Genomic DNA, 13,690 nt, shown 5'->3' on the forward strand with positions numbered 1-13,690 from the left:
CAGCAGACATCGAGCAATTCGTGGACTGGTACAACCACCGTCGGCCGCACAGTGCCAACGGCCTTGTGCCACCTGCGCTTTGTGAAGAGCAGGTGGCCTGAACTCCCTTTGGGAGTGTCCAAAAATACTTGACCACCACAGTTTTACGGCGTCTCCCGCAACCGGACCCACCCCGCCATCCCACAGGAAACCCGCTTCTGCTTCGGCTGTTGCTGTTGCTCCAGCTCGCAGCAGGTGCAGGGCTGCAAGCCCTGCCCACCAACACCCTGCTTACGAACGGCTGACGTGACGCTCATGCGCCATGCGCGAGGCTGTCCGCTTGGCTGTTCGTGTGGAGGTAGCAACGGTGCACTGGCAAAGCGCACAGGCATATGCATGGCCGCTGGGTCTGGCGGCGTTGGTGGGCGGCATCGGCGCGTGGCTGATCCTGTGGATCTATCACCGGCTGAAAGGGCGTGATCGCCGGCGTGCGCGCATCGGTCGTGTGCTCGGGCTGCCGATGGCCACTGCATGGCCGCTGCTGCTGTTGATTCCCGCGTTGCAGGCCACACCGCTGCAGGATCCGTTGCTGGGCAATCTGCAGCATGTGCTGCACATCGCGCTGACCGCGTGCTTCATCTGGTTGCTTGTACGCGCGGTGGCGGCCGGTGAGCGCGCGATCCTGCGCAGCCATCCCATCGATGTCTCCGATAACCTGGAGGCGCGCCGCATCCAGACGCAGACGCGGGTGCTCAGTCGTGTGCTGATGGGTGGCATCGTCGTGCTGGGCGCGTCGTTGGTGCTGCTGACCTTCCCGATGGTGCAGAAGATCGGTACCGCGCTGCTGGCCTCGGCGGGCCTGATCGGTCTGGTGGCCGGTATCGCGGCCAAGCCGGTGTTCGGCAACCTGATCGCTGGCCTGCAGATTGCAGTGACGCAGCCGATCCGCCTGGATGACGTGGTGATCGTCGAAGGCGAATGGGGCCGCATCGAGGAGATCGGCAGCAGTTACGTGGTGGTGCGCATCTGGGATGAGCGGCGGATGGTGGTGCCGTTGACCTGGTTCATCGAGAACCCGTTCCAGAACTGGACGCGGCGCAGTGCCGATCTGCTCGGCACTGCGTTTCTGTGGCTGGACTACCGGGCGCCGATCACGGCGATCCGCGCCGAACTGGAGCGCATCTGTCGTGGCGAAGTGCTGTGGGATGGCCGGGTCTGCGTGACCCAGGTGACCGAGACCAGCGAGCGTGCGATCCAGGTGCGGCTGCTGGTCAGCGCGCGCAGCTCCGGTGATGCCTTCGACCTGCGCTGCCTGGTGCGCGAGCGCATGCTCGACTTCCTCGCGCGTGAGCATCCGCAGTCGCTGCCGCAGGTGCGTGCGCGGCTGCAACACGAAGACGAGCTGGATATGCCGCGCGGCCCACGTGCGCGCACCGCGGATGTGCGTTCGCCTGGCGCGGAGGATGGTGAAGCGGCGATCGTGCCGGCGGAGCCTGACCAGCCTCTGTAGAGCCGGGCCATGCTCGGCCGCTTTCGATTTTCCGGTGAAGCCGAGCGTGGGCTCGGCTCTACAGAAACACGATCACGGCTCGCCGGCGTCGATCAATGCATCGGTATCGAAGTGCGGCGGGCGCCGTGCGCGCGTGCGCTGCTCGTAGGCGTAGGCCATTTCGATCAGCTTCGGCTCGCTCCAGGCGGTGCCCATGAACAGCAGGCCGACTGGCAGGCCATCGATCTGGCCCATCGGCACGGTCAGGCTGGGGTAACCAGCGACGGCAGCGGCGCTGTAGCTCTCGCCGGGGAAGTCGTCGCCTTCGCTGCGGATCGGCCACGCCACGCCGGTGGTGGGTGCGACCAGCGCGTCGAGCTGGTGGGCGGCGAGGGCGGCGTCGATGCCTTCCGGGCCGGCCAGGCGGCGCGCATCGCTGCGCGCGCGGATGTAGGCGGGGTCGGCCAGGCCAGCAGTGGCATCGGCCTCTACCAGCAGCTCCTGGCCGAACAGGCCCAGTTCCTGCTTGCTGTGCGCCTGGTTGAAGGCAATCAGTTCGGCCAGGCTGCGCAACGGCGCGCGGTGGGTGCTGAAGTAGCGCTCCAGCCCGGCCTTGAATTCGTACAGCAGCAGCGTGCGCTCGGCTTCGGCCCAGGCGCCCTGGTTGGGCAACTCGACGGGGACCACGACGGCACCAGCGCGACGCAGCTCGGTCGCTGCCTGATCGATCAGCGGCGGCATGCCGCGGTACTTCAGCAGCGGCGTCTGCAGCAGGCCGATGCGTTTGCCGCGCAGGCCCTGCGGGTCCAGGCGTGCGGTGTAGTCGTAGACCGCGCGGCCGGGCATGGTCGCGGTGGCCGGGTCGGCATCATCGCGGCCGGCGATCGCGGTCAGCACGGCGGCAGCGTCGGCGACGCTGCGTGCCATCGGCCCGGCAGTGTCCTGGCTGAAGGAGATCGGGATGATGCCGTCGCGGCTGACCAGGCCGACGGTTGGCTTCAGGCCGACCACGCCGTTGATCGCCGCCGGGCAGACGATGCTGCCATCGGTCTCGGTACCGATCGCCACGCTGGCGAGGTTGGCGGCCACGGCCACCGCGCTGCCGCTGCTGGAGCCACAGGGCGAATGACTCAGCCGATAGGGATTGCGGGTCTGGCCACCGCGCGCGCTCCAGCCGGAGATGGAGTCATTGCCGCGGAAATTGGCCCATTCGCTCAGATTGGTCTTGCCCAGCACCACCGCACCGGCTTCGCGCAGCCGGCGCACCAGGTAGGCATCGTCCGGACGGAAGCCCTGCAGGGCCAGTGAGCCGGCGCTGGTGGCCATCGGCGCGGCGTTGATGTTGTCCTTCAGCAGCAGCGGGATGCCATGCAGCGGGCCGCGCAGGCGTCCTTCGCGGCGCTCGCGGTCGCGCGCGGCGGCTTCCTTCAGGGCATCGGGGTTGAGCTCGATCACTGCGCGCAGGCGCGGCCCGGTGCGGTCCAGGGCGGCGATGCGCTGCAGGTAGGCCTGGGTCAGGGTGGTGCTGTCCAGTTCACCGGCGGACATTCGCGCCTGCAGGTCGGCAACATCGGTTTCGGCGTACGGGAACGGCACGTTGCGGCTCGCAGGTTCGGCCGCATGCGCGCTGGGCGTGGCCGGGCTGCAGCCAGCCGAAAGCAGCGCCGGCAGCGCGGCGAGCAGGCAGGTCAGCAGAGGCGGCAAGGACGGGCGCATGGGGCGGCTTGGTCGGCTCCAATCCCCAGTGTAGCGGGTGCTCAGCGGTGACGCTTGCGCAGGTCGCGGGCGAGGACGTAGACCACGATCAGGTTGATCGCCAGGATCGTCCATGACGGCCAGCCGGGGTGGCGGATGATGGCGAAGATGTCGAACGGCAGGTACAGGGCGGCGGTCAGGCAGCCCAGCCAGGAGGCCCAGGCCTTGGCCCGCCACAGGCCCCAGGCCTCGACCAGGTGCAGCAGGCCGTAGCCGATCATCCCCGCCGCGGCCAGGTGGACCGCGTCGGGGCTGATCATGTGCAGCAGCGAGGGCAGGGTGCCATGGTCCGGATCCAGGCTGAAACGCCGGATCAGGGCCATGATGCCGTGCCGTAGCGGCTGCGGTCCGAGCACTTCCAGCCCGGTGGCGGCCAACAGTGCCAGCATCGCCTTGCTCGCTTCGAGCAGGGCGATGACATGGAGACCCGGATGCCGGTGTGGATCCGGGTTGTAGCCGCTCTGGTTCACGGGGTGCTGGCTCAGCCGCCGCGCGAAGCCTTCTTGCGGTCGCTTTCGGTCAGGAACTTCTTGCGCAGACGGATCTCCTTCGGGGTGATCTCGACCAGCTCGTCGTCTTCGATGAAGTCCAGGGCCTGTTCCAGCGAGTACTTGATCGCCGGGGTCAGCTGGATCGCATCGTCCTTGCCCGAAGCGCGCATGTTGGTCAGCGGCTTGGTCTTGATCGCGTTGACGGTCAGGTCGTTGTCCTTGGAGTGGATGCCGACCAGCTGACCTTCATACACGTTGTCGCCTTCAGCAGCGAACAGCTTGCCGCGCTCCTGCAGCGGGCCCAGCGAGTAGGCCGGCGTGGTGCCCGGTGCATTGGCGATCATCACGCCGTTGATGCGCTTGGCAATCGCGCCCTGTTCCTTCGGACCGTAGTGGTCGAACACGTGGAACAGCAGGCCCGAACCCTGGGTCAGGGTCTTGAACTCGTTCTGGAAGCCGATCAGGCCACGGGCCGGGATCTGGTACTCCAGGCGCACGCGGCCCTTGCCGTCCGATTCCATGTTCTTCAGCTGGCCCTTGCGGGTGCCCAGCTTTTCCATCACGCCGCCCTGGTGGATTTCTTCGATGTCCACCACCAGCTGCTCGATCGGCTCCATCAGCTGGCCGTCGATTTCCTTGATGATCACTTCCGGGCGCGACACGGCCAGCTCGTAGCCTTCGCGGCGCATGTTCTCGATCAGCACCGACAGGTGCAGTTCGCCACGGCCGGAGACCAGGAACTTGTCGGCGTCTTCCAGCTGCTCGACCTTCAGGGCCACGTTGTGGACCTTTTCACGGTCCAGGCGGTCCTTGATCTGGCGGCTGGTCAGGAACTTGCCACCGGACAGGTCCTTGTTGCCGGCGAACGGCGAGTTGTTGACCTGGAAGGTCATCGAGATGGTCGGCTCGTCGACGGTCAGCGCCGGCAGGGCTTCCGGGAAGTCCGGCGCGCAGATGGTGTCGGAGATGGTCAGCTCCTGGATGCCGGAGATGGCCACGATGTCGCCGGCCTCGGCCGAATCCTGCTCGATGCGCTCCAGGCCCATGAAGCCCAGCACCTGCAGCACCTTGCCGTTGCGCTTCTTGCCTTCACGGTCGATGACCGCGACCTGCATGTTCTTCTTCAGGGTGCCGCGCTGGATGCGGCCGATGCCGATCACGCCCACGAAGTTGTTGTAGTCCAGCTGGCTGATGCGCATCTGGAACGGGCCTTCCGGGTCCACTTCCGGACGCGGCGCGTGCTGCATGATCGCTTCGTACAGCGGGGTCATGTCGCCGTCGCGCACGGTGTCTTCCAGGCCGGCGTAGCCGTTCAGGCCCGAGGCGTAGACGATCGGGAAGTCCAGCTGCTCGTTGGTCGCGCCGAGCTTGTCGAACAGGTCGAAGACCTGGTCGATCACCCATTCCGGACGGGCGCCCGGACGGTCGACCTTGTTGACCACGACGATCGGCTTGAAGCCCATTGCGAAGGCCTTCTGGGTCACGAAGCGGGTCTGCGGCATCGGGCCGTCCATCGCGTCGACCAGGATCAGCACGGTGTCGACCATCGACAGCACGCGCTCGACCTCACCACCGAAGTCGGCGTGGCCGGGGGTGTCGACGATGTTGATCCGGTTCTTGATGCCGGTCTTCTTGTCTTCCCAGGTGATGGCGGTGTTCTTGGCCAGGATGGTGATGCCGCGTTCCTTTTCCTGGTCGTTGCTGTCCATCACGCGCTCGGCGAGGACGGTGCGCTCGGACAGGGTGCCGGACTGCTTCAGCAGCTGGTCGACCAGGGTGGTCTTGCCATGGTCGACGTGGGCGACGATGGCGATGTTGCGAAGATTTTCGATGGACATACGAAAGGGGGCCAGTCGGCGCCGGATTTGGAAAAAGAAGTCCAACATTATACGTCGAACTTGACGATTCGCGAAAAGGTGGATTTCACACCAGTCATGGGGCCCATTCAGCTGGCTGTCCGCAGCGGGGGGCGAGGCCGTCAGGACCGTCGTGCGGGGCTCCCCCGCCGGCGGCTGAAGCCGGGTTCTCCACCGATGGTCGAAGCCGCCGCCGCCACGAGGCAGGTGTAAACTAGGTGGCTAGACGCGTTCCCCTCTGCATCAAGGATCTTCATGTCCCTCATCGCCACTTTCGACACCACCCAGGGCCCGATCAAGGTCGAGCTGTTCGCCGACAAGGCGCCGCTGACCGTGGCCAACTTCGTGAACCTGGTCAAGCACGGTTTCTATGACGGCCTGATCTTCCACCGCGTGATCGCCGACTTCATGATCCAGGGCGGCTGCCCGCAGGGTCGTGGCACCGGCGGCCCGGGCTACAAGTTCGAAGACGAGAAGAATGGCGTGAAGCACGAGGTCGGCTCGCTGTCGATGGCCAACGCCGGCCCGAACACCAACGGCAGCCAGTTCTTCATCACCCACATCAAGACCGACTGGCTGGACGGCCGCCACACCGTCTTCGGCAAGGTCCTGGAAGGCCAGGCCATCGTCGATTCGGTCAAGCAGGGCGACGTGATCCATTCGATCACCCTGGAAGGCGACGTCGACGCCGTGCTGGCCGCCCAGGCCGAGCGCGTCGCGGAGTGGAACAAGCACCTCGCCGCCTGATCCCCCTTCGAAACGGCCACCCACGGGTGGCCGTTTCCCTGTTCCCCGCCGCCCGCCAGGCCAGCGTGGCCACGCCCGCGGCGTCCCATCAAACGCTTGCAAGCAAGAGGAAACCCCCATGAAAGCACCCGTTCGTGTTGCCGTGACCGGCGCCGCCGGCCAGATCGGTTATGCCCTGCTGTTCCGCATCGCCTCCGGCGAAATGCTGGGCAAGGACCAGCCGGTCATCCTGCAGCTGCTGGAACTGCCGGTCGACAAGGCCCAGGCCGCCCTGAAGGGCGTGATGATGGAGCTGGAAGACTGCGCCTTCCCGCTGCTGGCCGGCATGGTCGGCACCGATGACGCCGAAGTGGCGTTCAAGGACGCCGACATCGCCCTGCTGGTCGGCGCACGTCCGCGTGGCCCGGGCATGGAGCGCAAGGACCTGCTGCTGGAAAACGCCAAGATCTTCACCGCCCAGGGCGCAGCGCTGAACAAGGTCGCCAGCCGTGACGTGAAGGTGCTGGTGGTCGGCAACCCGGCCAACACCAATGCCTACATCGCCATGAAGTCGGCCCCGGACCTGAAGCCGGAAAACTTCACCGCCATGCTGCGCCTGGACCACAACCGCGCGCTGAGCCAGCTGTCGACCAAGCTCGGCAAGCCGGTCGGTGGCATGGAGAAGCTGGTCGTGTGGGGCAACCACAGCCCGACCATGTACCCGGACTACCGTTTCGCCACCGCCGATGGTGCGTCGATCGCCGATGCGATCAACGACCAGGAGTGGAACGCCAACACCTTCATCCCGACCGTGGGCAAGCGCGGTGCGGCGATCATCGAAGCCCGTGGCTCGTCCTCGGCTGCTTCGGCCGCCAACGCTGCCATCGACCATGTGCGTGACTGGGTGCTGGGCAGCAACGGCAAGTGGGTCACCATGGGCGTGCCGTCCGACGGTTCCTACGGCATTCCGGAAGGCGTGATCTTCGGCTTCGCAGTGACCACCGAGAACGGCAAGTACACCCTGGTCAAGGATCTGCCGATCGACGACTTCAGCCAGAAGTACATCGACAAGACCCTGGCCGAGCTGGAAGAAGAGCGCGCCGGCGTCGCCCACCTGCTGGGCTGATGCAGGCGGTACCGGCTCCGGCCGGTACGTCTTCCATCAAGGTAGGTACCGACCGCTGGTCGGCACGCAGAAAACGGGGAGGCTTCGGCTTCCCCGTTTTCATTTGGAATTCCTGGGACCGCATGATCCACCTGCATTACATCGATGACGCGCTGCTGGTGGCCGAGAAGCCGGCCGGCCTGCTGTCCGTGCCCGGCCGCAGCGCCGAGAACCAGGACTGCGTGGTCGCGCGCCTGCAGACGGTGTATCCGGATGCGTTGACCGTGCATCGGCTGGATCAGGTAACCTCCGGCCTGCTGCTGCACGCGCGAGGCAAGGAGATGCAGGCCGCATTGTCGATGCAGTTCGAGCAGCGCCAGGTCGGCAAGCGCTACGAAGCCGTGGTGCAGGGAGTGCTCGAAGGTGATGCCGGCGAAGTGGACCTGCCATTGATCGTGGACTGGCCGAACCGGCCGAAGCAGATGGTCGACCATGAGCGCGGCAAGCCGGCGCTGACGCGTTGGCGCGTGCTGGCTCGTGATGTTGAAGCGCAGCGCACGCGCGTGGAACTGGAACCGATCACCGGCCGCAGCCATCAGCTGCGCCTGCACATGGCCAGCCTTGGCCATCCGATCGTCGGCGATGTGCTGTATGACGCGGCACCGGCGCAACGCGTGCATCTGCATGCGCGCAGCCTGCGGTTCACGCATCCGCTGACGGGCGAGGCGCTCGCGTTCGAGTCCGCGGTTCCGTTCTAGAGGTTCGCAGGGCTTGCAGCCCTGCACCCGCAGAATCAACGTCAACGTCAAAGGCGGGCTATCCGTGGGATGGCGGGACGGTGTCGGAGTGCGGGGACGCCGCAAGTACGTCCTTGTAGGCTTGGCAGCCGCATCCATGCGGCTGACACCCCGCACTCCGACACCGCCCCACCTCTGACAGATTCCGTGTGCTGTTGGTAGGTGTCGACCTTGGTCGACACATCTGTCAGACATCGAAATGAATCGGGGGTCAGATCCGTTTTCCTGCGGAAAACGGATCTGACCCCAAGAGCCGTTCCAACAGATTGCGGGGGAACTGTCGAAGGCGGGGTGGGTCCGGTTGCGGGGGCGTGAGCGCCATGGATGGCGCGACCGAGCCTCCATGGACGGATTTACGGCGTCCCCCGCCACCGGACCCACCCCGCCATCCCCCAGCAAGCCAGCTTCTGCTGTTGCTTCGGCTTCTGCAGGTGCAGGGCGCAGCCCTGCATGAAAAACCCACCCCCTACCAAGGTAGGGCGGCCCGCTCGCCAGCGCCGGACTATCCTCGAACCCATGACTTTGTCTGGGAGGGCTGCGTCATGAACTACGAGGAAACCTACCGTCGCTCGATCGACGAGCCGGAGGCCTTCTGGGGCCAGGAAGCCAAGCGCATCCATTGGCACAAACCGCCGCAGCAGGTGCTCGACTACAGCAACCCGCCGTTCCGGCGCTGGTTCGTCGGTGGTGAAACCAATCTCTGCTACAACGCCGTGGATCGCCACCTGGCCGAGCGCGCCGACCAGCTCGCGCTGGTCGCCATCTCCACCGAAACCAACAGCACGCGTGAGATCACCTATCGCCAGCTGTATCGCGAAGTGAACGACTTCGCCGCCGTGCTCAAGCACCTCGGCGTCGGTCACGGTGACCGCGTGGTGATCTACATGCCGAACATGGCCGAAGCCGTGTTCGCGATGCTGGCCTGCGCGCGCATCGGTGCGGTGCACTCGGTGGTGTTTGGTGGCTTCGCCGCGCACAACCTGGCGCTGCGCATCGACGATGCGAAGCCCAGGCTGCTCATCGCCGCCGATGCCGGCATGCGCGGTGGCAAGCTGATTCCGTACAAGCCGATGGTCGACGCCGCCTGCGCCGAAGCGGCTTCGCCGCCACCGCATGTGCTGATCGTGTCGCGTGGGCTGGATGCAGCCGAACCACGCGTGCCGGGCCGTGATGTGGAGTACGCCACGCTGCGTGCGCAGATCGGGGAAGTCGATGTGCCGGTGCAATGGCTGGAAGCAAGCGAACCGAGCTACCTGCTGTACACCTCCGGCACCACCGGCAAGCCGAAGGGCGTGCAGCGTGATGTCGGTGGCTATGCCGTGGCGATGGCGCAGTCGATGGAGACGGTATTCGACTGCAAGCCTGGCCAGGTGATGTTTTCCACCTCTGATGTCGGCTGGGCTGTCGGTCATTCCTACAATGTGTACGGCCCGCTGATCGGTGGTTGCACCTCGCTGCTGTACGAAGGGCTGCCGACCAATCCGGACCCGGGCATCTGGTGGGCACTGTGCGAGCAGTACAACGTGCGAACGATGTTCTCTTCGCCCACCGCCATCCGCGTGCTGAAGAAGCACGACGCAGACTTCATCCATCGCCACGACCTGCGCGCGCTGAAGTACCTGTTCCTGGCCGGTGAGCCGCTGGATGAACCGACCGCGCACTGGATCAGCGAAGCGCTCGGCAAGCCGATCATCGACAACTACTGGCAGACCGAAACCGGCTGGCCGGCACTGACCCTGCTGCCGGGCCTGGAGATGAAGCCGGTGCGCTTCGGTTCGCCGGGTTTCCCCAATCTCGGCTATCGGATGAAGGTGATCGACGAGAACACCGGTGAGGAAGTCGCACCGGGGCAGAAGGGCGTGCTGGTGGTGTCGCCGCCGTTGCCGCCGGGCTGCATGAGCACGGTGTGGAATGATGACAGCCGCTTCCTGCAGAGCTACTTCAGCCACTTCAAGGAACTGCTGTACAGCTCGCTGGACTGGGCGATCCGCGATGATGATGGTTACACCTTCATCCTCGGCCGCACTGACGATGTGATCAACGTGGCCGGGCACCGCCTGGGCACGCGCGAGATCGAGGAGGCCATTTCCAGCCATCCGCGCGTGGCCGAGGCTGCCGTGATCGGGGTCAAGGACGAACTGAAGGGGCAGGTGCCGCTGGTGTTCGTCACCCTCAAGCAGGGGCTCGATGGCGAGGATCCGGCGCCGGTGGTGGCCGAGATGATGGCGACGGTGACGACTTCGCTTGGTGCGGTAGCGCGCCCGGCGCATGTGCACGTGGTCAATGCACTGCCCAAGACCCGTTCGGGCAAGCTGCTGCGGCGCTCGTTGCAGGCGTTGGCCGAACAGCGCGACCCGGGTGACCTGTCGACGCTGGATGATCCCAGCGCGCTGGAGGAAATCCGCCGCGCGCTGGGCCGCTGACCTGCTTCTGCAGAGCCGAGCCGATGCTCGGCTCCGCATGCCTTGCCAAAGCAGCCGAGCATGGGCTCGGCTCTACAGGGGAGGCCGTTGCTGCACCGCAGCTTCCTCCCTGCAACCGGTGCGCTAAGCTCGGTTGCAGGGGAGCGTGCCCGCCAGGGCGCGCCGGCATTGCGCATCGAGGGAGGGGGAGGCAATGGCATTGCTGCACGCCAAGACGGCGGCTGGCCGTCAGGAAATCGAAGACCGTGGCCGGCGCCTGCCGGCGGCACTGCGTTCGATCCTGCTGATGGTCGACGGCCATCGCGATGACACTGAATTGCGCGGCCTGTTCGAAGGCCTGCGTGCGCCGCCCGACGCACTGGAGCAATTGTCAGCGCAGGGCCTGATCGAAGTGATCGGCGGAAGTGCCGAGGTGACACCGCTGCGCGGCATCAGCACCGGGCGCGAACAGGACCCGGCGCTGTACCAGCAGCTGTACGACGCGATGAGCGAGGCGGTACGCCGCCACCTGGGCCTGAAGGGCTACTTCATGCAGTTGAAGATCGAACGCTGCACCGATGCGCTGGCGCTGGAACGCCTGTGCCCGGAACTGCTGGCGGCGGTGGGCAAGGCGCGCAGTCCGGCGCTGGCGCAGCGCTGGTGGCAGGAAACCCAGGCTGCCGTGGTCAATGGTGGTGGCGAGGTCGTGCAGGCCTGAGCCACCGCGTAAAGTGATCGGTTCACTTCCCCCACAAGGAGTCCCGCGTGCAGGACGACCACGACGACACCGACACCCCTGGCTGGGACGCGATCAATGCGGCGCTGGCGCCCCTGTATGCCGGGCAGGAGCCGCGTCACTTCGGCACCGCGCTGCCGTACACGCTCGGTGGCCAGGATCCTCTCGATGGCATCAGCGTGTACTGGGCGGATGCGCCTGTACCCCACTGGCACTACATCACTTACGGCTTCTCCGAACTGTATGCCAAGGAGAGCAGTGATGCCGCCACCAGCGGCTATGGTTTCGAGCTGACCTTCCGTCTCGCTGCCGACGCCGGTGAGAACGCCGGCAGCACCCCGCCGGTGTGGCCGATGAACCTGCTGCAGAACCTGGCGCGCTATGTGTTCGGCAGTGGCAACGTGTTCGAGGACGGTCACCATCTCAATGCCAACGGCCCGATCGCGCTGGAGACCGGCACGCGCTTGTGCCATCTGGCCTTCGTCGCGGATCCGCAGTTGCCCGCACGCGACACCGCCAATGGCCACCTGCAGTTCCTGCAGCTGGTCGGGCTGACCGATGAGGAGATGGAAGCGGTCAAGCGCTGGTCGACGCGCGGCGTGCTGCAGGCGCTGCAACCGGCGATGCCGCTGTGGATCAGCGACCTGCATCGCGGCAACCTGCTGGAGGAACCGGCGCTGGCCGCACAGGTGCAGGCCGGCAGCGAGCGCGAGGGCTCCAGTACCGGCATGTTGTTCATCGAGACACTGGATTGGCGGCAGGAGGCGGGCGTCACCACCCTGGTGCTGGGGGCCGGCCAGGTCGCCAGCGTGTGCGAGCTGCTGCCGCTGCGCCTGCGCCACGGCAGATCGCTGGAACTGGTCAGCCGCGAGCGGCAGTGGGAGTTCGTTCCGGCCAGGGGCGGTGAAGTGGGCGACGTCTCCGCCGACAACGCGCGCTGGGCACTGGACGAGGCGGGATTGCAGGCTCTGGCGGGCGTGCGTGCCGAGCGCGGTATCTACCCGGTGGTGGAGGCGCTGTGCATCGAAGTGGTGCCGACCTACCTGCGCGATGCCAAGGGCGAAGTGATCCGCCAGATCGGCTGATCACGCTGCTGGAACCGAGGGGGTCAGAGCCGCCTGCTGCGCAGACGGATCCGACCCCAGGTCAAGATCAGGCCAGGCCTTCAGCCTTCAGCGCGGCCTGCACGCCGGCGTCGGCATCCATGCGCGCCTTGTAGGCGGCCAGGTTGTCCAGGCCGTACAGGTCGACCTTGGCGCCGGCGGCCCAGCGCAGGGTGATGTAGAAGTACGGATCGGCGAAGCTGCGGAAGCCGGCCAGCCACGGCTTGTCGGCCAGCTGCTTGTCGGCGGTCTCGAACAGGCCACGCAGGCGCTTGTGCGCGGCGGCGCGGATCGCATCGAACTGGCTCTCGTCGGCGATGAACTTGCCCGGCGCGAACAGCGGCGAGAAGGCCGGATGCACATCGGAATTGACGAAGGCCAGCCAGCGGGTGGCTTCGGCGCGCTGGCGCGGGCTGCCATCGCCGCCGAGGCCGGCCTGCGGGTAGGTGTCGGCGATATAGCCCATGATCGCGGCGTTCTGCAGCAGCACGAAGTCGCCGTCGACCAGTGCGGGGACGGCACCGGCCGGATTGATCTTGAGGAATTCCGGCCCCTTCAGGGTGTCCTTGTTCAGCAGTTCAACCTCGAACGGCTGGCCGGTCCACTGCAGGGCGATGTGGTCGGCGGTGGAACAGGCACCGGGCTTGCTGTACAGCTTCATGGGAACTCCAGGTGATGCGGGCGGGAAACGCCCACTATCCCAGAGCCTGCCCGCGGGCGGCAACGCTGCCGCCAGCACGGATCGTTACGACTGCCGCGGCTTGAGGTTCTGCACCTTGTAGAAGGTGTGATCGCCGATGGTGGCCACCTGGTACGCATTGCGCCAGTTCGGGCTGGCGATGGACAGCGCGGCGAAGTGGCTGGCACCGGGCACGATCTCGCGGCGCTCGCCGGCCGGCAGCGCCCAGTTGCGCTCGGCGTCGAAGGCCACGTTCATCGCCTCGCTCCAGGCCGCGTCATTGCCCAGCTGGGTGCCGGGGGAGACGATGGTCGGCGCGAACTGCTTGCGCGCGGTGACCACCTGGCACATCGAGTCGCCCCACAGGCCACTGTCGAGGCGGCGCAGGGCGACCTCGGCGACGGCCTGCTGGCCACGCAGGGTCTGGTCGCGGGCTTCCAGGTAAACGGTGGTGCTCAAACACAATGAATCAGCGGCCGGCTGCGGCAACAACTGCGACAGCCAGAGAATCCAGGCCAGTTTCATATAACTCCTTGCTCCGTGTGGGCCGCACCCTCCGGTTCCGGCCGCGG

General features: G+C 66.3%; 13 protein-coding genes. 8 read left to right on the forward strand and 5 right to left on the reverse strand.

Annotation, left to right across the window (positions count from 1 at the left end):
- The first annotated feature begins 8 nt into the window (after window positions 1–8).
- Both AC5P6E_RS19585 and AC5P6E_RS19590 read left to right on the forward strand, forming a co-directional pair.
- A complete protein-coding gene (locus AC5P6E_RS19585; RefSeq protein ID WP_495231278.1) occupies window positions 9–101 on the forward strand; it encodes a hypothetical protein in 93 nt (30 codons plus the stop codon).
- Window positions 102–301: 200 nt separating this feature from the next.
- On the forward strand, window positions 302–1,489 hold the full coding sequence (locus AC5P6E_RS19590) for a mechanosensitive ion channel domain-containing protein (protein ID WP_192810351.1): 1,188 nt from the start codon (window positions 302–304) through the stop codon (window positions 1,487–1,489).
- A gap of 72 nt (window positions 1,490–1,561) precedes the next feature.
- Here AC5P6E_RS19590 and AC5P6E_RS19595 read toward each other — a convergent pair whose 3' ends face one another.
- From AC5P6E_RS19595 to typA, 3 genes are read right to left on the reverse strand one after another with little or no spacing between them, the layout of a single operon-like run.
- Complete coding sequence (locus AC5P6E_RS19595) at window positions 1,562–3,184, reverse strand: amidase (RefSeq protein WP_019336447.1); 1,623 nt, start codon at window positions 3,182–3,184, stop codon at window positions 1,562–1,564.
- A 41-nt stretch (window positions 3,185–3,225) separates the two neighbouring features.
- Window positions 3,226–3,693: a DUF2127 domain-containing protein gene (locus tag AC5P6E_RS19600; RefSeq protein ID WP_005408223.1), complete on the reverse strand. Its 468-nt coding sequence runs from the start codon at window positions 3,691–3,693 to the stop codon at window positions 3,226–3,228.
- A gap of 11 nt (window positions 3,694–3,704) precedes the next feature.
- Window positions 3,705–5,552 (reverse strand): translational GTPase TypA, encoded by a 1,848-nt coding sequence (typA, locus tag AC5P6E_RS19605; RefSeq protein ID WP_029550652.1) that lies wholly within the window; start codon window positions 5,550–5,552, stop codon window positions 3,705–3,707.
- A 273-nt stretch (window positions 5,553–5,825) separates the two neighbouring features.
- Here typA and AC5P6E_RS19610 point away from each other — a divergent pair, with 273 nt between their 5' ends.
- The 6 genes from AC5P6E_RS19610 (at window position 5,826) to AC5P6E_RS19635 (ending at window position 12,421) form a co-directional block, all read left to right on the forward strand.
- Window positions 5,826–6,317 (forward strand): peptidylprolyl isomerase, encoded by a 492-nt coding sequence (locus AC5P6E_RS19610; RefSeq protein WP_004153629.1) that lies wholly within the window; start codon window positions 5,826–5,828, stop codon window positions 6,315–6,317.
- Window positions 6,318–6,435: 118 nt separating this feature from the next.
- A complete protein-coding gene (locus AC5P6E_RS19615; protein WP_004153634.1) occupies window positions 6,436–7,422 on the forward strand; it encodes a malate dehydrogenase in 987 nt (328 codons plus the stop codon).
- A gap of 122 nt (window positions 7,423–7,544) precedes the next feature.
- A complete protein-coding gene (locus tag AC5P6E_RS19620) occupies window positions 7,545–8,159 on the forward strand; it encodes an RluA family pseudouridine synthase (RefSeq protein ID WP_019336445.1) in 615 nt (204 codons plus the stop codon).
- 581 nt (window positions 8,160–8,740) lie between these two features.
- Window positions 8,741–10,621 carry a propionate--CoA ligase gene (prpE, locus tag AC5P6E_RS19625; RefSeq protein WP_019337043.1) on the forward strand — a complete coding sequence of 627 codons (1,881 nt, stop codon included), beginning with the start codon at window positions 8,741–8,743 and terminating at the stop codon, window positions 10,619–10,621.
- 193 nt (window positions 10,622–10,814) lie between these two features.
- Window positions 10,815–11,318, forward strand: coding sequence for a hypothetical protein (locus tag AC5P6E_RS19630; protein WP_010483966.1), 504 nt, complete (start codon window positions 10,815–10,817; stop codon window positions 11,316–11,318).
- A 47-nt stretch (window positions 11,319–11,365) separates the two neighbouring features.
- Window positions 11,366–12,421 carry a suppressor of fused domain protein gene (locus AC5P6E_RS19635; protein WP_019337044.1) on the forward strand — a complete coding sequence of 352 codons (1,056 nt, stop codon included), beginning with the start codon at window positions 11,366–11,368 and terminating at the stop codon, window positions 12,419–12,421.
- 67 nt (window positions 12,422–12,488) lie between these two features.
- Here the strand turns inward: AC5P6E_RS19635 and AC5P6E_RS19640 are convergent, their stop codons facing one another.
- Window positions 12,489–13,100 carry a glutathione S-transferase N-terminal domain-containing protein gene (locus AC5P6E_RS19640; protein ID WP_019337045.1) on the reverse strand — a complete coding sequence of 204 codons (612 nt, stop codon included), beginning with the start codon at window positions 13,098–13,100 and terminating at the stop codon, window positions 12,489–12,491.
- A gap of 84 nt (window positions 13,101–13,184) precedes the next feature.
- Window positions 13,185–13,643, reverse strand: a complete 459-nt coding sequence (locus tag AC5P6E_RS19645; RefSeq protein WP_004154513.1) for a cell wall hydrolase — start codon at window positions 13,641–13,643, stop codon at window positions 13,185–13,187.
- Window positions 13,644–13,690: the final 47 nt, after the last annotated feature.

This window comes from Stenotrophomonas sp. YJH_SMC_16 (assembly GCF_059367875.1).

Bases quoted from the DNA above. Each gene is read 5' to 3' on its own strand.
- AC5P6E_RS19610 (WP_004153629.1), top strand. From the start codon at position 5,826: ATGTCCCTCATCGCCACTTTCGACACCACCCAGGGCCCGATCAAGGTC.
- AC5P6E_RS19615 (WP_004153634.1), top strand. From the start codon at position 6,436: ATGAAAGCACCCGTTCGTGTTGCCGTGACCGGCGCCGCCGGCCAGATC.
- AC5P6E_RS19590 (WP_192810351.1), top strand. From the start codon at position 302: ATGCGCGAGGCTGTCCGCTTGGCTGTTCGTGTGGAGGTAGCAACGGTG.
- AC5P6E_RS19645 (WP_004154513.1), bottom strand. From the start codon at position 13,643: ATGAAACTGGCCTGGATTCTCTGGCTGTCGCAGTTGTTGCCGCAGCCG.
- typA (WP_029550652.1), bottom strand. From the start codon at position 5,552: ATGTCCATCGAAAATCTTCGCAACATCGCCATCGTCGCCCACGTCGAC.
- AC5P6E_RS19595 (WP_019336447.1), bottom strand. From the start codon at position 3,184: ATGCGCCCGTCCTTGCCGCCTCTGCTGACCTGCCTGCTCGCCGCGCTG.
- prpE (WP_019337043.1), top strand. From the start codon at position 8,741: ATGAACTACGAGGAAACCTACCGTCGCTCGATCGACGAGCCGGAGGCC.
- AC5P6E_RS19620 (WP_019336445.1), top strand. From the start codon at position 7,545: ATGATCCACCTGCATTACATCGATGACGCGCTGCTGGTGGCCGAGAAG.
- AC5P6E_RS19630 (WP_010483966.1), top strand. From the start codon at position 10,815: ATGGCATTGCTGCACGCCAAGACGGCGGCTGGCCGTCAGGAAATCGAA.
- AC5P6E_RS19640 (WP_019337045.1), bottom strand. From the start codon at position 13,100: ATGAAGCTGTACAGCAAGCCCGGTGCCTGTTCCACCGCCGACCACATC.